Origin of the sequence: Herbaspirillum sp. CF444 (assembly GCF_000282135.1) — a bacterium.
Taxonomy (GTDB): domain Bacteria; phylum Pseudomonadota; class Gammaproteobacteria; order Burkholderiales; family Burkholderiaceae_D; genus Herbaspirillum.
This window is the reverse complement of sequence record NZ_AKJW01000082.1, coordinates 1-23,079: the sequence shown is the minus strand read 5'-3', so window position 1 is coordinate 23,079 and position 23,079 is coordinate 1. Positions and strand designations below refer to the sequence as shown.

The 23,079-nt window shown below is 55.3% G+C and carries 20 protein-coding genes; 13 read left to right on the top strand and 7 right to left on the bottom strand.

Annotated features, from left to right (window positions below):
• Positions 1 to 43: 43 nt before the first annotated feature.
• Positions 44 to 1,672 (bottom strand): GMC family oxidoreductase, encoded by a 1,629-nt coding sequence (locus tag PMI16_RS18850; RefSeq protein ID WP_007882459.1) that lies wholly within the window; start codon positions 1,670 to 1,672, stop codon positions 44 to 46.
• 170 nt (positions 1,673 to 1,842) lie between these two features.
• Positions 1,843 to 3,360, bottom strand: coding sequence for a CoA-acylating methylmalonate-semialdehyde dehydrogenase (locus tag PMI16_RS18845; protein ID WP_007882457.1), 1,518 nt, complete (start codon positions 3,358 to 3,360; stop codon positions 1,843 to 1,845).
• Between the two features lie 204 nt (positions 3,361 to 3,564).
• Here PMI16_RS18845 and PMI16_RS18840 point away from each other — a divergent pair, with 204 nt between their 5' ends.
• The 3 genes from PMI16_RS18840 (at position 3,565) to PMI16_RS18835 (ending at position 5,184) form a co-directional block, all read left to right on the top strand.
• Positions 3,565 to 4,446, top strand: a complete 882-nt coding sequence (locus tag PMI16_RS18840) for a LysR family transcriptional regulator (RefSeq protein WP_007882456.1) — start codon at positions 3,565 to 3,567, stop codon at positions 4,444 to 4,446.
• A gap of 183 nt (positions 4,447 to 4,629) precedes the next feature.
• On the top strand, positions 4,630 to 4,827 hold the full coding sequence (locus PMI16_RS26050; RefSeq protein WP_157212704.1) for a hypothetical protein: 198 nt from the start codon (positions 4,630 to 4,632) through the stop codon (positions 4,825 to 4,827).
• Positions 4,828 to 4,875: 48 nt separating this feature from the next.
• A complete protein-coding gene (locus PMI16_RS18835) occupies positions 4,876 to 5,184 on the top strand; it encodes a 2Fe-2S iron-sulfur cluster-binding protein (RefSeq protein WP_007882453.1) in 309 nt (102 codons plus the stop codon).
• Positions 5,185 to 5,539: 355 nt separating this feature from the next.
• Here PMI16_RS18835 and PMI16_RS18830 read toward each other — a convergent pair whose 3' ends face one another.
• Both PMI16_RS18830 and PMI16_RS18825 read right to left on the bottom strand, forming a co-directional pair.
• Positions 5,540 to 7,594, bottom strand: a complete 2,055-nt coding sequence (locus tag PMI16_RS18830; protein ID WP_007882451.1) for an AsmA family protein — start codon at positions 7,592 to 7,594, stop codon at positions 5,540 to 5,542.
• Between the two features lie 57 nt (positions 7,595 to 7,651).
• On the bottom strand, positions 7,652 to 8,602 hold the full coding sequence (locus PMI16_RS18825) for a LysR family transcriptional regulator (protein ID WP_007882450.1): 951 nt from the start codon (positions 8,600 to 8,602) through the stop codon (positions 7,652 to 7,654).
• 209 nt (positions 8,603 to 8,811) lie between these two features.
• On the opposite strand from PMI16_RS18825, the gene PMI16_RS18820 reads away from it, so the two are divergent.
• The 7 genes from PMI16_RS18820 (at position 8,812) to PMI16_RS25440 (ending at position 17,924) form a co-directional block, all read left to right on the top strand.
• A complete protein-coding gene (locus tag PMI16_RS18820) occupies positions 8,812 to 9,051 on the top strand; it encodes a hypothetical protein (protein ID WP_007882447.1) in 240 nt (79 codons plus the stop codon).
• A gap of 451 nt (positions 9,052 to 9,502) precedes the next feature.
• Positions 9,503 to 9,823 (top strand): hypothetical protein, encoded by a 321-nt coding sequence (locus PMI16_RS18815; protein WP_034381271.1) that lies wholly within the window; start codon positions 9,503 to 9,505, stop codon positions 9,821 to 9,823.
• Between the two features lie 268 nt (positions 9,824 to 10,091).
• A complete protein-coding gene (locus tag PMI16_RS18810; protein ID WP_007882442.1) occupies positions 10,092 to 10,859 on the top strand; it encodes a class II glutamine amidotransferase in 768 nt (255 codons plus the stop codon).
• A 317-nt stretch (positions 10,860 to 11,176) separates the two neighbouring features.
• Positions 11,177 to 12,604: a chromosomal replication initiator protein DnaA gene (gene dnaA / locus PMI16_RS18805; protein ID WP_007882440.1), complete on the top strand. Its 1,428-nt coding sequence runs from the start codon at positions 11,177 to 11,179 to the stop codon at positions 12,602 to 12,604.
• Positions 12,605 to 12,995: 391 nt separating this feature from the next.
• Positions 12,996 to 14,102 (top strand): DNA polymerase III subunit beta, encoded by a 1,107-nt coding sequence (gene dnaN / locus PMI16_RS18800; RefSeq protein WP_007882438.1) that lies wholly within the window; start codon positions 12,996 to 12,998, stop codon positions 14,100 to 14,102.
• 172 nt (positions 14,103 to 14,274) lie between these two features.
• Positions 14,275 to 16,782 (top strand): DNA topoisomerase (ATP-hydrolyzing) subunit B, encoded by a 2,508-nt coding sequence (gene gyrB / locus PMI16_RS18795; protein ID WP_007882437.1) that lies wholly within the window; start codon positions 14,275 to 14,277, stop codon positions 16,780 to 16,782.
• Between the two features lie 95 nt (positions 16,783 to 16,877).
• Positions 16,878 to 17,924, top strand: coding sequence for a DNA methyltransferase (locus PMI16_RS25440; RefSeq protein ID WP_007882436.1), 1,047 nt, complete (start codon positions 16,878 to 16,880; stop codon positions 17,922 to 17,924).
• Between the two features lie 20 nt (positions 17,925 to 17,944).
• On the opposite strand, the gene PMI16_RS25435 is transcribed toward PMI16_RS25440, so the two are convergent.
• Both PMI16_RS25435 and PMI16_RS18785 read right to left on the bottom strand, forming a co-directional pair.
• Entirely contained in the window at positions 17,945 to 18,859 is a 915-nt protein-coding gene (locus PMI16_RS25435; RefSeq protein ID WP_007882435.1) for a hypothetical protein, read from the bottom strand.
• 188 nt (positions 18,860 to 19,047) lie between these two features.
• Positions 19,048 to 19,950, bottom strand: coding sequence for a GIY-YIG nuclease family protein (locus tag PMI16_RS18785; RefSeq protein ID WP_007882434.1), 903 nt, complete (start codon positions 19,948 to 19,950; stop codon positions 19,048 to 19,050).
• Positions 19,951 to 20,147: 197 nt separating this feature from the next.
• Between PMI16_RS18785 and PMI16_RS18780 the strand changes: the two genes are divergently transcribed.
• The 3 genes from PMI16_RS18780 to PMI16_RS25430 all read left to right on the top strand — a co-directional run bounded on the left by PMI16_RS18780 (position 20,148) and on the right by PMI16_RS25430 (position 22,286).
• Entirely contained in the window at positions 20,148 to 21,272 is a 1,125-nt protein-coding gene (locus PMI16_RS18780) for an MrcB family domain-containing protein (RefSeq protein ID WP_007882433.1), read from the top strand.
• 198 nt (positions 21,273 to 21,470) lie between these two features.
• Positions 21,471 to 21,917: an SRPBCC family protein gene (locus PMI16_RS18775; protein ID WP_007882432.1), complete on the top strand. Its 447-nt coding sequence runs from the start codon at positions 21,471 to 21,473 to the stop codon at positions 21,915 to 21,917.
• A 57-nt stretch (positions 21,918 to 21,974) separates the two neighbouring features.
• Entirely contained in the window at positions 21,975 to 22,286 is a 312-nt protein-coding gene (locus PMI16_RS25430; RefSeq protein ID WP_081493438.1) for a hypothetical protein, read from the top strand.
• Positions 22,287 to 22,304: 18 nt separating this feature from the next.
• Here PMI16_RS25430 and PMI16_RS18770 read toward each other — a convergent pair whose 3' ends face one another.
• On the bottom strand, positions 22,305 to 22,931 hold the full coding sequence (locus PMI16_RS18770; RefSeq protein ID WP_007882429.1) for an ABC transporter ATP-binding protein: 627 nt from the start codon (positions 22,929 to 22,931) through the stop codon (positions 22,305 to 22,307).
• Positions 22,932 to 23,079 lie beyond the last annotated feature (148 nt).

The window sequence follows — 23,079 nt, the reverse complement described above, 5'->3', positions numbered from 1 at the left end:
CTACAATACGTATAAGTACCGTATCGGACAAAGCCCGAATTATTTAATTTTTACGTGCTTTTCGGATCAGTTCTGCTGTCTTTTCAGCAATCATGATGGTGGGAGAATTGGTATTGCCGGACGTGATCGTGGGCATCACGGAAGCATCCACCACGCGCAGTCCGGCCACGCCGCGCACGCGCAACTGGCTGTCGACCACGGCCAGCGCATCGTCGTCGCGCCCCATCTTGCAGGTGCCGACCGGATGGAAGATGGTCGTGCCGATTTCGCCGGCGGCCTTGTATAACTCTTCCTCAGACTGGTATTCCACGCCGGGCTTGCATTCGTCGGGTTGATACTTTCGCAATGCCGGCGCCGCGGCGATCTTGCGCGTGAGCTTGAGCGAGTCGGCCGCGACCTTGCGGTCCTGTTCGGTGCTGAGGTAATTGAGCGTGATCTTCGGTGCCAGCGCACCGTCGCCGGAACCCAGGCGTATGTGTCCGCGCGAGGTCGGCCGCAGATTGCAGACGCTGGCGGTGAACGCCGGGAAAGGATGCAGCGGATCGCCGAACTTTTCCAGCGACAGCGGCTGCACGTGATATTCAAGGTTGGCGGATGCTTGCGATGGATCCGACTTGGCGAACACGCCCAGCTGCGACGGCGCCATCGACATCGGCCCGCTCTGGAACAAGGCGTATTCCATCCCGATCTTCATCTTGCCGAACCAGTTGTTGGCCATCATGTTGAGCGTCTTCACGCCCTTGACCTTGAACGCGGTCCGGATCTGCAAATGATCCTGCAGGTTCTCGCCGACGCCGGCCAGGTCTTTGACCACCGGAATCTGGTGCTGCTGCAACAAGTTCGCCGGACCGATGCCCGACAATTGCAGGATGTGCGGCGAACCGACGGCGCCGGCAGCCAGGATCGTTTCGCGTGTCGATTCGGCATACCACTCCTTGCCGCCGCCGGTGAATTCGACGCCGACGCAGACCGGACCATTCTCGCCTTGTTCAATGCGCAGGCGTTTGACATGCGAGCCGGTCATGACGTCGAGGTTGCCGGTTTTCATCGCCGGTTTCAGGAAAGCCTTGGACGCATTCCAGCGGATGCCGCGCTTCTGATTCACGTCGAAGTAGGAACTGCCTTCGTTGTCGCCGCGGTTGAAGTCGTCGATCTTCGGAATGCCCACTTCCGCCGCCGCATCACGGAAGGCATCGAGGATTTCCCACGACAGCCGTTGCTTCTCCACGCGCCACTCACCGCCAACGCCATGGAACTGATCGCCGCCCTTGTAGTGATCTTCACTCTTCTTGAACAACGGCAGCACGTTATCCCAGCGCCAGCTGTCGTCGCCGGTCAGTTGCGCCCATTGGTTGTAATCGCGTTCCTGGCCGCGCATGTAAATCATGCCGTTGATCGACGAACAGCCGCCCAGTACTTTGCCGCGCGGATAAATCAGGCTGCGACCATTGAGGCCGACATCCGCCTCGGTGCGATACAGCCAGTCGGTGCGCGGATTATTGATGCAATACAGATAGCCGACGGGGATGTGAATCCACAGGTAATCGTCCTTGGCGCCCGCCTCGATCAGCAGCACCCTGACGCCGCGATCGTGGCTGAGCCGGTTGGCCAGCACGCAACCGGCCGTGCCGCCGCCGACGATGATGTAATCGTATTGACCTGCTGACTCCATGCTTCTGTCTCCGTGATTTTTTTATCTGACACCCTTCAACTCCGTCGTCCTGACGAAAGTCAGGACCCAGTGTCGTGCAGCGCGCTATGTACAGTCGCACAACCGGCAATACGACACTGGGTCCCAGCGTTCGCCGGGACGACGGCGAGTGGTAATGCAATCGCCTTCGATTACTTCGCCACCGGCATCGTGAATTCCGCGCCCTTGCCGATAGTAGCCGACCAGCGCTGCATGATGGACTTATATCGCGTATAGAACTTGATGCCCTCTTCGCCATAGGCATGCGTGTCGCCGAACAGCGAACGCTTCCAGCCGCCGAAGGAATGCCAGGCCATCGGCACCGGAATCGGCACGTTGATGCCGACCATGCCGACCTGGATGCGGCGCGAGAACTCATGCGCCGTATTGCCGTCGGCGGTGAACAGCGACACGCCGTTGCCGTATTCATGCGCATTGATCAGACGCACCGCTTCGGCAAAATCCGGCACGCGCACCACGCACAGCACCGGTCCGAAGATTTCTTCCTTGTAGATCTTCATGTCCGGCGTGACGTTGTCGAACAAGGTGCCGCCGACGAAGAAACCCTTTTCATGGCCCGGCACGCTGATGCCGCGGCCATCGACCAGCAGCTTGGCGCCTGCCTTGACGCCATCGTCGATGTAGCCTTCCACCTTGGCCTTGTGCGCCGCCGTGACCAGCGGGCCCATCTCCGCATCGGCTTCCATGCCGTTTTTGATCTTCAAGGCCTTCACGCGCGGGATCAAGGCTTCGACCAGCTGGTCGGCCACGCTGCCGACCGCCACCGCCACCGAAATCGCCATGCAACGTTCACCGGCGGAACCGTAAGCCGCGCCGATCAGCGCGTCGACCGCCTGTTCCAGGTTGGCGTCCGGCATCACCACCAGATGATTCTTGGCGCCGCCCAATGCTTGCGCACGCAACGGGAAAGTGCCGGCGCGCTTGGTGGCTTCGCTGTAGATGTATTCGGCAATCGGCGTCGAACCGACGAAGGAAATCGCCTGCACTTCCGGATGCTGCAGCAGCGCGTCGACCGCCACCTTGTCGCCCTGCACTACGTTGAACACGCCATCCGGCAAACCGGCGCGCTTGAACAGGTCGGCCAGCATCAGCGACGGCGACGGATCGCGCTCGGACGGCTTCAGGATGAAGCTGTTGCCGGTGGCGATCGCCAGCGGCGCCATCCACAACGGCACCATCACCGGGAAGTTGAACGGCGTGATGCCGGCCGTCACGCCCAGCGGCTGGCGCAGATTCCAGTTGTCGATGCCGCCGCCGATGTTGTCGGTGAATTGCGTCTTCAGCAGTTGCGGCACGCCGCAGGCGAATTCGACGATTTCCAGGCCGCGCGTGACTTCGCCCTTGGCATCGGAAAACACCTTGCCGTGTTCGCGCGTGATCGCGGCAGCGAGGTCGTCATGATGTTGCTCGATCAGCTCCTTGAACTTGAACAGCACGCGTGCGCGCTTGAGCGGCGCCGTCTCGGCCCAGCCTGGCGCAGCGGCACTGGCGGCAGCCACGGCGGCATTGACCTCCGCAGTCGAAGCCAGCACCACCTTGGCAGACGCTTCGCCGGTCGCAGGATTGAAAACGTCTTGCTGACGGCCGCTTTCGGACGGAGTCACACGGCCGTTGATGTAGTGCTGAATAGTCGATGATGCGGCAGTCATAAGTATTCCTTTGGTGATCAATGAATGTAGTTGGCCCGGAGATTGCTGAAATTGGCTTGTTTGTTTGCTTTTGGAAGAATATCGCCTCGAATGAAATGAATCCAATCAGTTATTATCAACAGCAATATAAAAATAACTGATAATCAAGGCATTGCAAAAAATCCATCATGAATGGCAGTTGACTACTTTTAATCAAACTTAATCATGGATTTCACACAATTACGCGCTTTTGTCGCTGTCGCGCATGAGGGCAACCTGACTCGCGCAGCAGAAACCCTGCATGTCACCCAACCTGCCGTCAGCCTGCAAATCAAGCTGCTGCAGGAAAGACTGAATCTCATCCTGTTTACGCGCACCAGCGCCGGCATGAAACTCACCAACGAAGGCAGCAAGTTGCTGCCGGTCGCCGAACGGGTTCTCCACACCTTGCAGGAATTCCATCAACATGCCAATGCCCTGCATACCAGCGCCGGCAATCTGACCGGTACGCTGGCCATCGGCACCATCCTCGATCCGGAATTCATCCGTCTCGGCGCCTTCCTCAAGCTGCTGGTGGAGCGTCATCCGCAACTATCCACACGTCTTCAACACCATATGTCGGGTTCGGTGCTGCAGCAAGTCAAAGCCGGCGAGCTCGACGTCGGCTTTTTCCTCGGTTCGCCCGGCAGAGGCTTCCACAGCCTGACCCTGACGCATTTCACCTACAACGTCATCGCTCCCGCCGGTTGGAAAAGCCGGGTTGCCGGCAAAGGCTGGAAGGAGCTGGCGCAACTCCCCTGGATCTGGACGCCGCCGGAGTCCGCCCATCACCGTCTGCTGAACCGGGTTTTTGCCCAATACAAACTCACGCCCAATGCGGTCGCGCTGGTCGATCAGGAATCTTCCATGCTGGACCTGGTGAAATCGGGCGTCGGCCTGTCGCTCGCCCGCGAGTCGATCGCACTGAGCCAGGCACATGCCCACGGTCTGGTGATCGCTGACGCGGTCGACTTGTCGACGGAGCTTTCTTTCATTGCTTTGGAGAAGCGCAAGAATGAGCCTGCGATCGCTGCAGTGTTCGCGTTGTTGCAGGATGTCTGGTCCTGAACGATGTTGTTTTAAAGGAATTTTTATATTTTCCCGAGAATAACGTGAGTTTGGTTTTTAAATTAATAGGTTATATATATAAATAGTAGTAGTAGTTAACACCGGCGCTTTTCTGTGGATAACCCGGTAAACCAAAATCAAATCATGGGTTTACGAAATTCATAACCGCTTGGCAAGTCGTGTATGGCAAAAGAACAGATGTTGGATAGAAAACAGCAATGTGAAGAACTTCTGAGCTATCCCCATTTCACACAAGAGATATGCAGAGACTTATCCACAGATGCGCCTGAAAATACGTATTTCGGATGGATTTTGCCGGTTGGGCTGGTAAAGAATGATGAATTCGCCGGTTTTCATCCGAAAATTGCCATTTCCACCTGAACGAGCTGCAAGACGTCGCCACAGCCAAGCCAACCAAGTTGATGCCCCATGGACGAGCAAGACCCGAAAAATGCCTACAAGGTGCTTATCCTGCCCTCAGGACTTGAATTTATCGCCAGGCCGGCATTGTCCCTGCTCGTTTCAGCACAACAGGCGCAGATTCGCATGCCGAGTTCTTGCCGCAACGGAACATGCCGCACCTGCCTGTGCGTTTTAAAAAGCGGGCAAATCCGTTATCAGATCGATTGGCCGGGATTGACCAGGGAAGAAAAGACCGAAGGTTACCTGTTGCCGTGCGTGGCGGTCGCCGAATCGGATCTGGTGCTCGACGTTCCCGATGCAATTTCCCTGAAATGATTTTCGAAAGAGTTTCCCGATCGGTTTTTCGTTTTTGAGGTTTGTCCGGTCGGGAAATGAGAGAAAAAGGTTTTCAGGGTTTTATATAAAAGTTTATATATACAAATAGTAGTAGTAGTTAACACAAGTCCTTTTCTGTGGATAACCCGGTAAACCGAAATCGAATCAGACGTTTACGAAAATGATAAGCGCTTGGCAACGCGTGTATGACTTTGGAACAGTTATTGGATAGATTTCGACGCTGTGAAAAAGTCTCGCGCTATCCCCAAACCGCGCAAGACTTATTCACAATGTTATCCACAGATGGTTTTGCCGAACCGGTTTTAAAAAATCTATCGGCAACGAAGCAAGGAAATCACCTGGCGGCCCGTACCGGCTTGCCTTTGTAGGTTTTCCCGGGGGGCGGCGCGGTAGGTTTTTTCTGCACTTCCTGCAGCAGGTTGGCGCAATCGGTTTGCTGTTCTCCACTGATGTTGATCAGCGGCAGGATGGCTGCAACCGGCGCCACCACGCCGAGCAATATCGCCCCGCCGGTCTTCAGCGCCAGCACGCCCTTGTCCACGCCGATATTCGGATCCTTGAACGGACCGGTGACGAACAGCGGCGAGCGCAGCGAAATGATCCGCAGGCCCTTGCTGCGTGGATTGATGGTCAGATTAAGTTGCTCCTGGGCCAGATTGACGTCGCCGGTAATGTCGACCAGCGCATCTTCGGTATCCAGCGTGAAGGTGCGCGCCTGCATCAGGCCGTTGGTCACGGCGAAGTCGCCGGCCATGCAATTGAGCTTGACCTGTTTGTCGCCGAACAGTTTGGACACCACCACGTTGCCGATATTCAGGCCCATTTCTTCCAGCAACAATTTGCTGATGGCGCCGTGATTGATCAGCGTCTTCAGTTCGCCGTTGGACGAACCAAGCATGGCGGCGACCGAATTGCCGGTGGCGGTCAGCGCCGCGTCGCCGTTGATTTCGCCGAAACTGGTTTGCGCCGCATCGAGGTTCGGGAACAACTGCTGGATCTTGATGCGCCGCGCCGACAATTTCAGTTCCGACTTCATCTTCGGCGTGCTGCCGTCGAGCTTGATGTCGGATGTCAGGTTGCCGCCGGCGATGCCGAAATTCAGCGGCGTCAGCTGCAGCACCTTGTCGTTCAGGTGCAGGTCGGCGCGGATGTCGGTAATCGGCAGGTTCTTTTCCTTCACCACTTTATGCGCGGTCAGTTTGACGTCGGCATCCAGCGCATCCCAGGCGTCGGTCTTGAATTCCTTGACCGGCAATACCTTGTTCGACGGCTGGTGTTCTTCCGCGCCGCGCTCCGCTTTCTTGGCGTTGGAGTCGGCGCCGATCAGCGGCGCCAGATCTTCAAATTGCAGCAGGTTGGAAACGATCTCGCCCTTGAGCAGCGGCCGCGGCTGTTTCGATTGATATTCCAGCGTGCCGCCGATATCGCTGGAGCCGAACTTGCCGTTGAATTTTTCGTAAATCCAGTCGCTCTGTTTCGGATCGAGTTTGCCGATCAGGCGACCGGAAGTCGAGAACGGCGGCGTTTCCGGCAACAGCACGCCGGTCAGCGGAAACAGATGCGCCATGCTGTCGCCCGACAGATTCAGTTGCAGATCGAGCGCGGCAAGTTCTTGCGGTTTGGTCAGCGTGCCTTTGACGGCAATGCGGGTTTTGCCGACGCGCACGTCGGCTTCCAGCGGATAAGGTTTGCTTTCATCCTGCAGCGACAATACGCCGCCGGCTTTGCCTTCGCCGCGGATGTCGGCTTTGTTGAATGTGCCTTTGACGTTCCAGCCTATGCCGTAAATTTTTTCCTTGTCCGGATCGAGCGTGTCGATATCCGCCTTGGCATTGATCTTCTGGATGACATCGTCGAGTTGCACGCTGCCCTTGCGGATGACGATCTTCTCGGGACGGAATTCCCATGTCGACGGACCATCCGATTTGAAGGTCCAGTTATTGACCGCATCCTTGTTGCGCAGCAGGGCGATTTGCGGCGTGTCGGCCTCGAGCGCAGGCAGGACGATTTTGTGTTGCAGCAGCGGCCAGGGATTGAGCGTCACATTCAGTTGCCTGATCGCGACCATGTTGCTGTTGGCCGGCGCCCAGTCGGGATTGCCGAGCACGATGTCGGCGGCGCTCACCTGCGGCCATGGTATCCAGCGGGCCCAGCTGCTTTGCGGCGATTGTGGTAATTGTGGCGATTGCGGCTTTTGCCACTTGACGATCAGGTCGCCCTGGATGGCGAAGTGGCGGCCCGTTGCATCGCTGACGCGCTGGTTGATCCAGGGGCGCGCCCGGTTCCAGTCGAAGTTGACGATCAGTACGATCAGCAGAATGACCAGTGTTAAAAAACCAGCGAAACCCAATCCGATTATTTTTGCGATTGTTCTTGATGTTGTCGGCATAAATCATCCTAAGGTAAGTGATCGGCGCCGCCGCATCGAGGAAAAATCACGACATCGTCAGCGCTGCATATTGATACGACCGAATTCGTCATGAGTTGTTGCACTTAAATGCGCGCGCAACCATTTATGCGCCGGGCTGCGCGCATCGCGTTCATGCCACAGCATGTCCACATGTTCTTCCGGCGTTTTGAACGGCAACTCCTTCACCACCAGCACTTCGGTCATGCCGGTCGCCGCGATCAGGTGGCGCGGCAGCACGGTGATGAGCTCCGAACTGGCGACGATGCGGCCGGCCGTGAAGAACTGGTTCACCGTCAGCAAAATCTTGCGTTCGCGTCCCATGCCGGCGAGCACGTCGTCGATCACCGCGTGGGGTTTGCCCGACAGACTGACCAGCAAATGATCCGCCGAGCAATAGTTGTCGAGGTTCAGTTCCTTGTCGGCCAGCGGGTGGTTCTTGTGCATCACGCACACGTATTGCCCGGTGTACAGACGCTCGTGGCTGATCTGGGTTTTCAGGCCGTCGGCCAGCTGCGCCGCCACGCCGGGGAAAAATCCCACCGCCAGGTCGACGTCGCCGCGCAGCAGCATGGCGCGCGGATCGCGCGTGGTCAGCGGCATCATGCGGATCTTGATGCGCGGCGCATCGCGCATGATGGTGCGCACCAGCGACGGCAGCCACAGCGCCGCGGTCGCATCGACCATCGCCATGCGGAAAGTATTCTGCGCGCGCGACACGTCGAAGGTTTCCGGCGTGATCACCGCTTCCAGTTCCGACAAGGCGCGGCGCACGGTCGGCCACAGCTCTTCGGCACGCGGCGTCGGCTTGACGCCGTGCGCGGTGCGGATCACCAGTTCGTCGTTGAGGGTGTCGCGCAGGCGGCGCAGGGCGTTGGATACCGCCGGTTGCGTCATCGCCAGCAAATTGGCCGCGCGCGTCAGGTTTTGTTCTGTCATCACCGCGTCGAAAACGCGCAACAGATTCAGGTCGAGAGTCAGAAAGCTCATATCAGCCGCACCTTAGCAGGAACGAAACAGGAACGAAATAAGGACACAAGGGACTTGGAGGAAACAAACAATGGAAAAAGGAAGCACTTGCACATCAAAAAAACAATATTCACAAAAACGATAACTGATATCCAAAAAGGAAATTGGTAAAGCGAGTCATGCATCATTACACTGCAATGCAACATAACACATTTCGCAAGGAGTCCATCATGACTACATTGACCGCCAATTACTCCGCAAAGAACACCGGCACTGTTGCCGGCAAGATCGGTACCGTGCTGCGCAACATCTTCGTTCGCTTCGTGCAAGCCCACGAATCGCAAGCTGCCCTGCTGACCGCCGACCAACACGTCGAAGGCGCAGCCCAGCTGAACCGCATGGCCAACAAGTTCGAATCGACCCAGCCCAACCTGGCTGCAGAACTGCGTTTCATCGCTTCGCGCGGTTGATGCGCGGGAAGTTCGCACCAAGCAATTTGCTTCACTACAGCGCAGCGATGTAATGCGGAACCAGCCGGCAATCCGGCTATAACGGCGCATTCCGCTGATTCTGTAGGGCAACACCCCATTCAGTCTTGTGTTTTGATGCTCGTACCGACGTCTTGAGGCGGTATTGATTGCGCGACACAAGAAACTGTCCGGCGTCTCCTCCTCCCTCTTTAGGAAGGATTTCCCCGCAAGCTTCGGCTTTGCGGGGATTTTTTTGTCCGCGCGTATTGTTCAAGATCGTTCGAGATTCTTCGAGACATCCGGCTACATCTCTTGAGAATAATGCAGGAAGTGGCCATTCACAATCCCTATATCTGATATGGGAACATGAAATTGGCAATGCGAGGCGGGGATGTCTATACTGCAATGCAACAAGAGAAGAAATTCATTCGATATCAGGGAAATCAATATCATGTCCGTTCTAGCCATCGCCTTTCCAGTTGAAGCCGCCGTTCCGGTCGCGCAGTCGCTGATCGGGGCAACCGTCGCGCTGATGCGTCCGTTGCTGGGCCTGGGCGTGCTGGTCACCCTGCTGATGGTTTTCAAGCCGCTGGTCATGGGCATCGTGCGCGCCGCCGTCGTGTTGGTCGTGCCGCGCAAGTCGCTGGAACAACGCGTGCGTCAGCACCGTTTCAACGGCGTCAAGATGGTCAACCGCATGGCCAATGATTACAGCCGTTCACAACCGAGTTTTGCCGCAGAACTGCGCAACCTGGCCGCCAGCGACAGATAATAGTTAGTAATAAGCAAGCTGAGCGCCGAGAGAAAGATCAAGCAACACGTACCGAGTCTCCTCCTCCCTCTTCAGGAAGGATTAAGCCCCACGAGCCCCAATTCGTGGGGCTTTTTTTATCCGCGAATTTATCCGCGGCACGATTTTTACAGCAATTGAACGAAATTGCCGTCATTCCGGCTTTCTCGGCGCCGGCCTGCGTGATACCGTAAGGGCTTGCCTGCTTCTTTATCAACACTCACTCCAGCCTCACCGCTTCGCCGACATCATGTGCCAGTTACTCGGGATGAATTGCAACACGCCCACCGACATCGTTTTCAGCTTCACCGGCTTTGCAAATCGCGGCGGATTGACGGATCACCACAGCGATGGCTGGGGCATCGCTTTCTTTGAAGGCTCGGGCGTGCGCCACTTCGTCGACTACCAGTCCGCCGTCACCTCGCCGGTCGCCGAGCTGATCAAGAGTTGCCCGATCAAATCGCAGCACGTCATCGCCCACATCCGCAAAGCCACGCAAGGCCGCGTCTCGCTGGCCAACTGCCACCCCTTCGTGCGCGAGCTGTGGGGACGCTACTGGGTGTTCGCCCACAACGGCGACCTCAAGAATTTCACGCCCACCTTGCACGGTCCCTATCGCCCGGTCGGCACCACCGACAGCGAACTGGCCTTTTGCTACCTGCTGCAACAGCTGCGCAACCGCTTCGGCGAAAACCTGCCGCCGTTGGCCGACCTGACGCAGGAGTTGCGCGAACTTACGCACTATATCGCCGGACATGGTCCATTTAACATGCTGTTGTCGGATGGATCGGCACTGTTTTCGCATTGCTCCACCAATCTGTACTACATCATCCGCCAGCACCCGTTCGCCTCGGCGCATTTGTCCGACCAGGACGTTTCCGTGGATTTCTCCGAAGTCACCACTTCCAAGGACCGCGTCGCCGTCATCGTCACCCAGCCGCTGACCACCGACGAAACCTGGACCCAGTTCCAGCAAGGCGAATTGAAAGTCTTCGTCGACGGCGCCGTTGTCGAATGATTAATTATTAGGCAGGCCGGGCCGCAAAGCCGGTCCCGCCTGCCAATCCTCAGCCAGGATTCCCCTCTTCAGCCGTCGCTCTGTCAAGCGGCATTTTTCGATATTTCCGCTTAAGCTTTTGCCGGCTGTCGATATACATTTTTACTCTGTCAAAAGCGCGTTCTGCCTGTGGATAACTTTTCCCCATCAGAGTAAAATAGCCCGATCCGCAGTGTTGACATCCGGCTTTTCCCAAGTCAGCTCGGCCCCCTTTTTTGCATCGTTTCTTGGCGCCTATTGTTGCGCCTCGTTGCATCTCTATTTAGATAAGAAGATTCATGGAAAATTTTTGGCAGGCTTGCTCCGCAAAGCTGGAGCAGGAACTGACGCCGCAGCAATACAGCGCCTGGATCAAGCCTTTGGCTCCGCTTGATTACGAAGACGGCCGCCTGCGTATTGCCGCGCCCAACCGATTCAAGCTCGACTGGGTCAAGACCCAGTTCGCCAGCCGCATCACCACCATTGCCTCCGAGTACTGGGAAATGCAGATCGACGTCGAGTTCGTGCTCGATCCGCGCGTGGGCGCCGCCCGTCGCGCTGCCGCTGCCGCGCCGACGCCTGCAGGCGCCGCCGGCATGCACGGCAACGGCGGCAACAGCCATGGCACCATGCTCGACGGTTATCCGACCGGCATCCAGGAATCCCTGGTCGATCCGGCCCCGCCGCCGGTGACCCCGCGCCAGGAGTTGTCGCGCATCAACTCGGTGCTGACCTTCGACAATCTCGTCACCGGCAAGGCCAACCAGCTCGCGCGCGCCGCCGCCACCCAGGTCGCCAACAACCCCGGCGTGTCCTACAACCCGCTGTTCCTGTACGGCGGCGTCGGCCTGGGCAAGACCCACGTCATCCACGCCATCGGCAACCAGGTGCTGGCCGACAACCCCCACGCCAAGATCCGCTACATCCACGCCGAGCAATACGTGCGCGACGTGGTCACGGCCTATCAGCGCAAGGGTTTCGACGATTTCAAGCGCTATTACCACTCGCTCGACCTGCTGCTGATCGACGATATCCAATTCTTCGGCGGCAAGAGCCGCACCCAGGAAGAGTTCTTCTACGCCTTCGAAGCCCTGATCGCCGCCAAAAAGCAGATCATCATCACCAGCGACACCTATCCCAAGGAAATCAGCGGCATGGATGACCGCCTGATTTCGCGCTTCGATTCCGGCCTGACGGTCGCCATCGAGCCGCCCGAGCTCGAGATGCGCGTCGCCATCCTGATGAAAAAGGCCACCCTGGAAGGCGTCCAGCTGTCCGACGACGTCGCCTTCTTCGTCGCCAAGCACCTGCGCTCCAACGTGCGCGAGCTCGAAGGCGCGCTGCGCAAGATCCTGGCCTACTCGCGCTTCCACGGCAAGGACATCACCATCGACGTCGTCAAAGATGCGCTAAAAGACCTCTTGTCCGTCCAAAATCGCCAGATCTCCGTCGAAAACATCCAAAAAACCGTCGCCGACTTCTTCAACATCAAAGTCGCCGACATGTACTCCAAGAAGCGCCCGGCCAATATCGCCCGGCCGCGCCAGATCGCCATGTACCTGGCCAAGGAACTGACGCAGAAAAGCCTGCCCGAAATCGGCGACCTGTTCGGCGGCCGCGACCACACCACCGTGCTGCACGCGGTGCGCAAGATCTCCGCCGACCGCACCAAAAACCCGGAATGCAACCACGAACTCCACGTCCTGGAACAGACCCTGAAAGGTTAGGAATCGGCTTCCAAAAGAGCCTAATTTGCCCCTTGAACAAGGGTTGATTTGATACAATGAGAGAGTTGGTCCGGTTTGTCCCGGCGACTCTTTTTTTGTTGCCAAAAAAGCATGACCGCCAAACAGCAGCACAGGCAACACGGCGGCAGTCATCGCCATGTCATTGGGTGGGCATACCGTAAGCGAGGATGGATTCGTCGCGCAGCACGACAGCACTATGTAGTACGGCAAGTCCGCGCTACCGCAATGAAACCGTTTTCAAATTGCAGCGACACATTGCAGAAACGACGGCAAAACTGAGCGCAGACGGAGGACCAGACCGGATTGCAGACAGAATTTGAAAGCGGCTTTCAGCATCCTTTAAACCACTACTAGCAAGGATATAGAGACTATGCAATTGGTCAAAACCCAACGAGATACGCTTCTCCGGCCACTGCAAATAGTGAGTGGTATTGTCGAGCGTCGGCACACATTGCCGATTCTGGCCAATATCCTCATTCGCAAGGACGGCGAAAAAGTATCTTTCCTCTCGACCGACATCGAAGTGCAGATCACCACGCACGCCGAAGTCGGCTCCGGTAGCGAAGCCACCGCCACCACCGTCGCCGCGCGCAAATTGCTCGACATCCTGCGCGCCCTGCCCGACTCGGGCGAAGTGACGGTCACCCTGTCCAACAAGCGCCTGACGGTGCAATCCGGCAAGTCGCGTTTTGCCCTGCAAACGCTGGCCGCCGAAGAATTCCCCACCGTCGCCCAGGCCGAGCACTACAACGCGCAAGTCACGCTGCCGCAAAAGACCCTGAAGCACCTGTTCAACATGGTCCACTTCTCGATGGCGCAGCAAGACATCCGCTACTACCTCAACGGCCTGCTGCTGGTCGTCGAAGGCAAGAACGTGATCGCCGTCGCGACAGACGGTCACCGCCTGGCCTTCTGCCAGGTCGCCACCGAGCAAGAGTTCCCGCGCCAGGAAGTCATCATCCCGCGCAAGACCATCATCGAACTGCAGCGCCTGCTGGACGAAAGCGACGACCCGGTCCAACTGGAAATCGCCAACAACCAGGTCAAGCTGACCTTCGCCGACATCGAACTGATCTCCAAGCTGGTCGAAGGCAAGTTCCCCGACTACACCCGCGTGGTGCCCAAGGGCTACAAGAACAACTTCACCATCGGCCGCGAACAGCTGCTGCGCTCGCTGCAACGCGCAGCCATCATGACCAGCGACAAGTTCAAGGGCGTGCGCTGGGTGATTGCGCCGGGCAGCCTCAAGATCAGCTCCACCAACGCCGACCAGGAAGAAGCGGTTGAAGAACTCGAAATCGACTACGGCGGCGACAGCGTCGACATCGGTTTCAACGTCACCTACCTGCTCGACGTGTTGAACAACCTCAAGGGCGACTACGTCAACATCGCCCTGGGCGACGCCAACTCTTCCGCATTGATCACCATTCCCGACAATGCCGATTTCAAATACGTCGTCATGCCGATGCGCATTTGATTTCAGTTAGCCGAAAGTAGACGAGGGGCCGTGCGCAAGACGGCCCTTCGCCACTTTTAAGAATTCGGTTTCATCCCCGATTTCAGCAGTTCCTTTGTAGTTCAGTTGCAGTTTCCTTGCAGTTTCTTAGTATTTAGTCAGGCAGTTCCGTTAGTTTTTTCAGAAGGTAGCCATGTCCCTCTCGTCCCCAGTGCCAGCAGACAACACCGAACAACCGCAACAAAATCAATATGGAGCCTCCTCCATCCAGATTCTGGAAGGTCTGGAAGCGGTCCGCAAACGCCCCGGCATGTACATCGGCGACACCTCTGACGGCACCGGCCTGCACCACCTCGTCTTCGAAGTGCTGGACAACTCCATCGACGAATCGCTGGCCGGCCACTGCACCGAAATCCACGTCACCATCCACTCCGACAACTCGATCTCCATCACCGACAACGGCCGCGGCATCCCGACCGGCATCAAGATGGACGACAAGCACGAGCCCAAACGCTCCGCTGCCGAGATCGTCATGACCGAGCTCCACGCCGGCGGCAAGTTCGACCAGAACTCCTACAAAGTCTCCGGCGGCCTGCACGGCGTCGGCGTCTCCTGCGTCAACGGCCTGTCCAAACTGCTGCGCCTGACCGTGCGCCGCGACGGCAAAGTGCATGCGATGGAATTCGTGCGCGGCATTCCGCAAGACCGCCAGATTGAAGTTGTCGACGGCGTGCAAGTCTCCCCGATCAAAGTCATCGGCGACACCGACAAGCGCGGCACCGAAGTCCACTTCTGGGCCGACGAAGAAATCTTCACCCACGTCGAGTTCCACTACGAAATCCTCGCCAAGCGCATCCGCGAACTGTCCTTCCTCAACAACGGCGTGCACATCCGCCTGACCGACCAGCGCACCGGCAAGGAAGAAGACTTCGCCTTCGAAGGCGGCACCCGCGGCTTCGTCGAATACATCAACAAGAACAAGAGCATCCTCAACCCGACCATCTTCCAGGCCACCGGCGAGCGCATGTCGGACCAGAACACCAACATCAGCGTCGACGTCTCCATGCAATGGAACGACGCCTACAACGAACAGGTGCTCTGCTTCACCAACAACATCCCGCAACGCGACGGCGGCACCCACCTGACCGGCCTGCGCGCCGCGATGACCCGCGTCATCAACAAGTACATCGAAGAAAACGACTTCGCCAAAAAAGCCAAGGTCGAAGTCTCCGGCGACGACATGCGCGAAGGCCTCACCTGCGTGCTCTCCGTCAAAGTCCCCGAGCCCAAGTTCAGCTCGCAGACCAAGGACAAGCTGGTATCGAGCGAAGTGCGCGGCCCGGTGGAAGAAATCGTCGCCAAGACCCTCACCGACTTCCTGCAAGAAAAACCTAACGACGCCAAGATCATCTGCGGCAAGATCGTCGAAGCCGCGCGCGCCCGCGAAGCCGCGCGCAAGGCACGCGAACTGACCCGCCGCAAAGGCGTCATGGACGGCCTCGGCCTCTCCGCCAAACTGGCCGACTGCCAGGAAAAGGATCCGGCCCTGTGCGAACTCTACATCGTCGAGGGTGACTCCGCGGGCGGCTCGGCCAAGCAAGGCCGCGACCGTAAATTCCAGGCCATCCTGCCGTTGCGCGGCAAAGTGCTCAACGTCGAAAAGGCGCGCTTCGAAAAGATGCTCTCCTCAGAGCAGATCACGACGCTCATCGCCACCCTCGGCACCAGCATCGGTCCGGACGAATTCAACGCCGACAAACTGCGCTACCACCGCATCATCATCATGACCGATGCGGACGTCGACGGCGCCCACATCCGCACCCTGCTGCTCACGCTGTTCTATCGCCAGATGCCGCAACTGGTCGAACGCGGCCACATCTACATCGCCCAGCCGCCGCTCTACAAGGTCAAGGCCGGCAAGGACGAGCGCTACCTCAAGGACGACGTCGAAGAAGCGCACTACATGATGCAGATCGCCCTCAACGACGCCGAGCTCGTCCCCAGCGAAGGCGCAGCACCGATCAGCGGCGCCCCGCTGACCGAACTGGTCCGTCAATACAACACCGCCAACGCCATCATCATGCGCCTGACCCGCATGATCGACGCCACCGCGCTGTCCGCCATCATGACCGGCGTCACCCTGCAACTGAACACCGCGGCAGAAGCCGAGCAATCGGCCGTCGCACTGAAGGCAGCCATCAACGAACCGGGCATCGACGTCATCGTCCGCTCCGACGAGTTGACCGACAAACACGTCCTGCGCATCCAGCGCATGTACCACGGCAACATCAAGGTCACCGCCATCGACACCGACTTCGTCAACGGCCCCGACTACCAGGTGTTGGCCAATGCAGCGGCAACCTTCCGCGGCCTCATCGGACCCGGCGCACTGATCCGCCGCGGCACCGGCGACAAGATCAAGGAAAGCGCCATCAACGACTTCCACCAGGCCATGGCATGGCTGCGCGAAGAAGCCGAACGCGGCGTCAGCAAGCAGCGCTACAAAGGTCTGGGCGAAATGAATCCGGAACAGCTGTGGGAAACCACCATGGACCCAACCGTCCGCCGTCTGTTGAAAGTGCAAATCGAAGACGCGATCGCCGCGGATCAGATTTTCATGACGCTGATGGGGGATGACGTGGAACCGCGTCGGGCGTTTATTGAGTTGAATGCGCTGCAGGCTGGGAATATTGATGTTTAAAAATATCATCTAATGGTTCTTCTGTTACGCCCTCGAGAGTGAGCAATAGCAGAGAATGAAATATCCTAAGTTAGGACGTTTTTAAGGAAATTCGGATGACCGAATCTATAGCGAAGAGAAACGTCTCTACAAGTACCGTTGGACGAGGCAAAGCCGTGAAGCTAAGTTCAACGCCAGAAACTAATCGCTGGAGCAATGGCAACACGCATTTATTTCATGGGAACAGTCTTGACTACTACACTGAGTGGGCTCCACCACATGTGATCATTTCTGATGGGGCTTATGGAATTCTCGGTTTTGAAGGGGACACATCAGACCATATGGGGGTAGCTAATTGGTATGCTCCCCATATCAAAGCTTGGAGCGAATTTTCGAGTGCTCAAACCACATTGTGGTTTTGGAATTCCGAAATAGGTTGGGCGGTGACTCACCCAATCTTAGAACAGCACGGCTGGCGATATGTCAATGCTAATACATGGAACAAGGGGCGTGCCCATATTGCTGGTAACGTGAACACTGCAAAAATCCGCCGGTTCCCAGTAGTCACGGAGGTGTGCGTACAGTACGTATTTGAACCTAAAATTGACTCATTGACCCTTCAGAAATGGCTGTATCGAGAATGGAAGAGAACAGGACTTCCGATGAAGCGAGCAAATGAGGCGTGTGAGGTAGCGGATGTAGCCGTCCGTAAGTATCTTGATCAGGGACATCTTTGGTACTATCCGCCTCCAGAAATGTTCGAGAAAATGGCTACTTATGCCAACAAACATGGCAATCCAGATGGGCGGCCGTATTTCTCGCAGAATGGTCAGTCACCTATGACAAAAGATGATTGGATTAAGATGCGATCTATTTTCCATTGTCCTATGGGGGTTACAAATGTGTGGGAACGGAACCCATTGAAAGGTGCTGAGCGAATTAAGGTCCCAGAAATTTCTGGGAAAGCAGCACATTTGAATCAGAAGCCACTAGATCTAATGACTCAGATTATAAGTGCGTCCAGTGATCCTGAACATGTCGTTTGGGAGCCTTTCGGTGGCCTATTTTCTGCGAGTTTAGCTGCGCAAAAAATCAACAGAAAAGCTTATGCAGCAGAACTGGATGCAACATATTTCCAAATTGGGTTATCACGATTTAAGTAACTATGAATTTGGGCGGCCAGTTATTCAACGGGCGTTCGGCCTTCTTCGATGATACCTAATTCTTGTTCCAATGCGACTTTGATCGCCCAATTGTCTCCTTTGGACAAGAGTCTATTCCATTCGCCGATAGTTTTTCCATGAAACGTGGTGCCGTAGACTCGAGATTTAAAACGTTCGATATCTGGATGGGCAATCCTATCCATCTTTGCGAAATTCGTGTCTAAACGATAGGGGAATCTTTCTATCAAAGTTCGTAGTAAGCGATGATATTCGGCCGAAGTACTGTATCTTCGACCATCTTCTCCCCAGCTGTCGACTAACTGTTGAGCTTGGGCGAATTCAGCCGAAGTGCCTTGAAATTTATATCCGTTGGTATTGGTCTGTTGTAGATTGCTTGTCCTATCGCTAGTGTCTCCAGGCTCAAGCACCAAATAATCTGGTGGGCTATGGTAATGGTTATCTCGAGCCATCGAAATAGAGGCACCTGACGCGACCATAATGTCAATAATTTTTGGCTTACCAAAAATCAAATTTTCCGGTAACCAAGCAAGCATTGCGACATATGTTTGGTCGCTTGCAAAATGATCTTGACTATCTTTAAATCGTGCCGTGATTTCTGTCGCAAGCGGAAACCAAGCTTTTATTTCAAAGCCAGGGGTCGGAAAAACATTTCCTGCAAAAATGGTGTCTGGAAAACCAGGGTCTTGCCGAACCCAGTGGCCGAGTTCCTCGAATCCATCCTGATCGTTAAGGTATTCACAGCTATTAAATTCGATAAGATTCCCAACAAGAGGGGACAGTTTCGAAACAATTTTTGCTAGATTAACGGCCGCGTCTGGTGACACGGGCTTGGAGACTTCAAGAACGTCAAACTCATGTCCCCGTAAGCCGTTTAAGTAGTTTGATGCTAGCGAGATTATTTGCTGAGTATTCATTTTTTATTTATGTCTTCAGTGCAAATACAACGAGCGCTGACTGGCTTCTAATGCTAAACACACCTTAAGAACTCTACGGCGTCTAAACGCTTGAGCTACAAACGATTTTGTTCGCGATACTCTAAAGAGAAGTCAGCGAAACACGATTTAAAGGACTTGGGGCCATGACGAGGTTGAGGCGCTTAGTGTTACTTTATGAGTAAAGAAGCGTCCTCTTTCTGCTTTAATGTTTGGCCATCAGATGTCTTCCAACTTTGTGGTCCGCTCCGAGATGTCCCAGCAACCAGAGCCGCTGCATAACTTGAGGAACTAAGCAGTAGATCACTATTGGCCAGAAAATAATCTGAGCACTCGATTAAGCTGCCTTCGGTAATGAGTTGGGCCTTAAGACTAGCTAGTTTGGTCGGCATGCTCTCACTTTGGCCTTTGGAGAGCTGGGCCCCCTTCTTTAAGACGAAACCTTCGTTCGTCAGCGCACCTCTTGCTACTAGTCCACTAATAGTGAAACTCAGATCCATCAGTGGACTATCCCTAGAATCTAGTTCGATAGCATTGGCGCCATCCTTCCTTTGCCGATTTGACGGCAGCAGCGGCTCCAGAATCGTGTATCCCAACACACCAAGGACCATACGACTATTCTCAATAAACTCTTCCATTGCATCGCGATCTGCTCGAGGTAAGCTAGATGCAGTCGGAATATTGCCGTTCTCTAGTTGATATCGATCCGCATCCTTAGCTAATGCAACTAGAGAAGATTCAAGGTATTTGACGTGTGCCTTAGTCAGATTGTCATCCTTACTGCTAAAGATAACGACTTCACTCCAAAATTCTTTCTGACGATCATGCGTTGTTAGCCGCTCTAGCACATTCTCTGATTCACCAATGTAGGCCAGAGACTTTGTATCATTCGAACGACCTTCGAATAAAAAATAGACCCCTGGTTTTGAGGCTTCCGACCAATTTGCCAAATCGCTCAATCTATTTCTCGGGCAAGCAAGTCCTTGCCCCGTCCAGTTCACTAATTCGGCAAATCGAACTCCTGTAACCGTGGCATCAGCGAGATATATGCGAATAGATTTACCTGTTGGCACGAAATTTTTCCAATAGTTATTAGATTTATTTCGCAATTTAACATGGGTAATAAAACGCAACAATTACTTAACTACTCGCCAAGTAGTCCAAGTTCATTACATTCACTCTGCACGAAACAGAATATTTACTTATCATTTATCGCAATTATTTGATTTTTAGTCAAGTAAGACCTACTCCTATGACTAGAAAAAGATAAATGATAGAACTAAAAACAGTCTTCGCAGAATATCTGCCAGCAAAAGAAAAATATGGGCGCGTTCCACGAAATGTTGAAATACCCTCTCTTGTGGAGGCCATACGGAAAAGTATCCCGGGATTCTTTCTAGAGTGTGTAGAGAGGAGCGGATATATCTCTACCGAGTGGCTTACCAAGGGCTCAATTGGCGAGCCAAATCGAACCTTTGCCCACGTCCCCTGGGTGGCAATATTCAAGCGCTCCATCACGAAATCAGCGCTAGAGGGTTACTACATCGTCCTACTATTTTCAGAGGACATGTCTTCCGTGTACTTGACGCTGAATCAAGCGTTTACTGCCTTTGAAACTCGCTATGGTTCGTTCGATCTCGCGTATCGAAAGTTACAAGACTGTGCGCAGCAGGCAGTTCTCGAGCTCGGCCCGGTCCCAGAAGGTTTTACTACAGGGCCTATCGATTTAAGAACCAATGGCACGCTTTCAACAGGATATGAGTTCGGCTCCATTTGGGCGAAAGAGTACTTCGCCGATGATCTCCCTTCGCAAGCTAAACTGGAAAACGACGTGCGGATCCTGTTGCAGGCGTATAGCGAGTTATGGGAGAAATACCCACATTCCTTAGTCGACGCGAACACTGAAATATCCAATGATGAGTTCGTCAAAGCTGTTGAGGCAACTCTAAAGACGGTTCCCAAAGAACCATCTACAAACGGGCCTCAGCCTCCCCCACGTAAGATAAAGTCATCGGGACGCGAAGTATTTTCACGCTCGGCGAATGTGAGTGCGCGGGCGATTTCAATGTCGAATGGGGTATGCGCGTTGTCGGGAGGCGCAGGTGTGCATAGTTCTTTCCTCTGGAAGAAGACGGGGATGACATATGTAGAAGCGCACCATCTAGTTCCGTTGAGTAAGCAGGGGCAGTTTCCGCACAGTCTAGACGTAGAAGAAAACATCGTCGCTTTGTGCGCAAATTGCCATCGCTTACTTCACCATGCGCGAGCCGATCAGAAAAACGATCCTTTGAGATTTTTATGGCAGCTACGGAAAAATGATTTAGCAGCAAGAGGACTTGTCGTTGAGCTTAACGAACTGAAAAAAATGTATGGAAAATTAGCCGATGAGGATTGATTCAAGTACGTAGCCTCTCTGCATCTTGTAGGAGTTGCCATTTAATCTGATGCGCTTTGGCATGGAATTTAAGTGTCATAAAATATGAGCTCTGCTGCCAAAGCGGACACACTAAGTTGCTTGAAATTCTTAAATTTCTGCTCATCCACAACAATTAAAACTTCCCTTAAGAGAAGCCAGCCTCAAAGGAGAAAAACCATGTCCACAGGAACCGTAGAACTCCACCGCATCCTCCGCACAACCCCCGACAAAATCTACCGCGCCTTCACCGACGCAGCCGCCCTTGCCAAATGGCTCCCGCCCTACGGCTTCACCTGCACCGTGGAGCATCTGGAGGCTAAAGTTGGCGGCACCTTCCGCATGTCGTTTTCGAATTTCACCAGCGGCAACGGCCACTCTTTCGGTGGTAAGTACAAGGAGCTGGTGCCGGGTGAACTGGTTCGCTACACCGACAAGTTCGACGATCCAAATCTGCCTGGCGAATTGCTGGTGACGGTGAAGTTGAAGCCGGTCTTGACCGGCACGGAAGTGCGCATTACGCAGTCGGGGATTCCGGAGGTCATTCCGGTGGAGATGTGCTATCTCGGCTGGCAAGAGTCACTGGCGCAGCTGGCCAATCTGGTGGAGCCGAATATTCCCGGCTAGCGCGAGACTGTGTTGCCAAGTCGGCTCGCAATCAATAATAAAAAGGAAGGGAACGGGATGAAGACCGTTGGGTTTTTGCTCGCGCTGGTTCTTGCCGCGTTTCATCAATCCGCCGTCGCGGCCAACACGCCTTGTTCAGGGAAAAAGGGCGGCGTCTCTCACTGTGCCGGTGCTGACTTTATTTGCAATGACGGCTCTGTCAGCGCGTCAAAGAAGGTCTGTTCCATGTCCAACCAGCAGCGGCTGATGCCGCTTGCGAAGGATGACGAAGATGGCTGTAGTTGTCGCAGCCATCGCTATTGCACTGGCCCGCGCGGCGGGCAGTTTTGTTATACGGACAACGGCGATAAAAGTTATCGGCGTCGCTGACCTGTTTTAGTCTTAGCCTTAGTCGCCCAGATCGATGATGCTGGTTGTCGGGATTTCAGGCGGCGTCTCATAAAAACTTGCGACCCATACCTGCTCACCCTGCTCCGCAAAATCCGCCAGCACTTCGCACACAAAGTTGATCGATCCCTTGTCCAACCCCGCAAACGGATCATCCAGCAAATTCACCACCGCACCCGCAGCAAACGCCCCCGCCAGATACACCTTGCGCTTGCTGCCGGTCGACAGCATGAACAGCTTCTTCTCTACATGCGGCGTCAGCGACAGGCCTTCCAATAATTCCGGCAGCACCGCATCGTCAAAGTCGGGAAACCGCGCCCGCACCGACGCAAAATATTCCGGCACCGTCATCTGGTCGAACGTTTCCGTACGCGGGTCGACGTAGTAGACCTGCTGCTTGTATTGCGCGCCCTGTTCATCCAGGCGGATGCCGTTGATGGCCAGTTGGCCGCTGTGTGCTTTCAGTTCGCCGGCCAGCAGGCGGATCAGGCTGGTTTTGCCGCGGCCGTCGCCGCCGCGGATGATGGTGACGCCGGCGGGGATGGCGAGCGAGAGCTGGTTGAACAGTTCACGCTCGGGATAGTTGAAAGTCAGGTCGGTCGCTTGCAGGATGGTCGGGCTGGTCATCGGATGGAGTCTTTGCGTTGGTCGTTGGCGAGGTGGCGATATGGTGGCGTGGCCGAGAGGCGATTGTAATTGAGGATGGAGAACGCTCAATGACGATTGGCGTTCATTTGTCGTGGCGGACGCCGGGACGACGCTGGGTCCTGACTTT

Coding starts and splice junctions, on each gene's coding strand:
- PMI16_RS18850 (WP_007882459.1), bottom strand. CDS start 1,672: ATGGAGTCAGCAGGTCAATACGATTACATCATCGTCGGCGGCGGCACG.
- PMI16_RS18845 (WP_007882457.1), bottom strand. CDS start 3,360: ATGACTGCCGCATCATCGACTATTCAGCACTACATCAACGGCCGTGTG.
- PMI16_RS18840 (WP_007882456.1), top strand. CDS start 3,565: ATGGATTTCACACAATTACGCGCTTTTGTCGCTGTCGCGCATGAGGGC.
- PMI16_RS26050 (WP_157212704.1), top strand. CDS start 4,630: ATGGCAAAAGAACAGATGTTGGATAGAAAACAGCAATGTGAAGAACTT.
- PMI16_RS18835 (WP_007882453.1), top strand. CDS start 4,876: ATGGACGAGCAAGACCCGAAAAATGCCTACAAGGTGCTTATCCTGCCC.
- PMI16_RS18830 (WP_007882451.1), bottom strand. CDS start 7,594: ATGCCGACAACATCAAGAACAATCGCAAAAATAATCGGATTGGGTTTC.
- PMI16_RS18825 (WP_007882450.1), bottom strand. CDS start 8,602: ATGAGCTTTCTGACTCTCGACCTGAATCTGTTGCGCGTTTTCGACGCG.
- PMI16_RS18820 (WP_007882447.1), top strand. CDS start 8,812: ATGACTACATTGACCGCCAATTACTCCGCAAAGAACACCGGCACTGTT.
- PMI16_RS18815 (WP_034381271.1), top strand. CDS start 9,503: ATGTCCGTTCTAGCCATCGCCTTTCCAGTTGAAGCCGCCGTTCCGGTC.
- PMI16_RS18810 (WP_007882442.1), top strand. CDS start 10,092: ATGTGCCAGTTACTCGGGATGAATTGCAACACGCCCACCGACATCGTT.
- dnaA (WP_007882440.1), top strand. CDS start 11,177: ATGGAAAATTTTTGGCAGGCTTGCTCCGCAAAGCTGGAGCAGGAACTG.
- dnaN (WP_007882438.1), top strand. CDS start 12,996: ATGCAATTGGTCAAAACCCAACGAGATACGCTTCTCCGGCCACTGCAA.
- gyrB (WP_007882437.1), top strand. CDS start 14,275: ATGTCCCTCTCGTCCCCAGTGCCAGCAGACAACACCGAACAACCGCAA.
- PMI16_RS25440 (WP_007882436.1), top strand. CDS start 16,878: ATGACCGAATCTATAGCGAAGAGAAACGTCTCTACAAGTACCGTTGGA.
- PMI16_RS25435 (WP_007882435.1), bottom strand. CDS start 18,859: ATGAATACTCAGCAAATAATCTCGCTAGCATCAAACTACTTAAACGGC.
- PMI16_RS18780 (WP_007882433.1), top strand. CDS start 20,148: ATGATAGAACTAAAAACAGTCTTCGCAGAATATCTGCCAGCAAAAGAA.
- PMI16_RS18775 (WP_007882432.1), top strand. CDS start 21,471: ATGTCCACAGGAACCGTAGAACTCCACCGCATCCTCCGCACAACCCCC.
- PMI16_RS25430 (WP_081493438.1), top strand. CDS start 21,975: ATGAAGACCGTTGGGTTTTTGCTCGCGCTGGTTCTTGCCGCGTTTCAT.
- PMI16_RS18770 (WP_007882429.1), bottom strand. CDS start 22,931: ATGACCAGCCCGACCATCCTGCAAGCGACCGACCTGACTTTCAACTAT.